1 protein-coding gene is annotated in these 505 nt (G+C 76.6%); it reads left to right on the forward strand.

The genetic code is table 11. The annotated features are described in order from the left end of the window. A partial coding sequence (locus tag GB864_RS18080; protein WP_202107369.1) for a hypothetical protein occupies nt 1-505 on the forward strand: 505 nt, incomplete at both ends.

The following is a 505-nucleotide window of genomic DNA, read 5'->3' on the forward strand; positions in this document are numbered from 1 at the left end:
GGACGACCCGCCGCGTGCGCGGCTTCCTCCGTGCCGAGCGACTGCGGCTGCTCGCCGCGGCGGCGCTCGCGCTGTCCGTCGCCGCCTCCGCCCTCGTGCCGGTGGGGCTCGAAGCCGCGCTGCGGACGACCCCCGCCGAGCGCGGCGTGTACGACCTCCTGGTCCGCGCCCTGCCGGAGGCGGCGGCATCCGAAGCCCTCGCTGCGGGCCCCGACGGCGAGCCGACCGAGGGAGGCGAGGACAGCGACGACAGCGTGGTGGCGGACGGTTCGCTGCGGCTGCCGCCGAACACACTCCTCTCCCCCGGCGTGCCGCGTCTGACCGCGAACCAGCTCGACACGATCCGCGCCGCCGCGGGCGTCGACGTCGCGGCGCCGATCACGCAGGCCGTCGGCGAATGGGGCCAATGGCGCGGGTCCGGGGGCATGTTCGCCATTCCCGTCGCCGTCGGCGATCCCGATGCGCCCACCGAGACCTACCGGGTGCGCATCCGGATCGCCGACGG

This window comes from Agromyces seonyuensis, assembly GCF_009789225.1.
Taxonomy (GTDB): Bacteria; Actinomycetota; Actinomycetes; order Actinomycetales; family Microbacteriaceae; genus Agromyces; species Agromyces seonyuensis.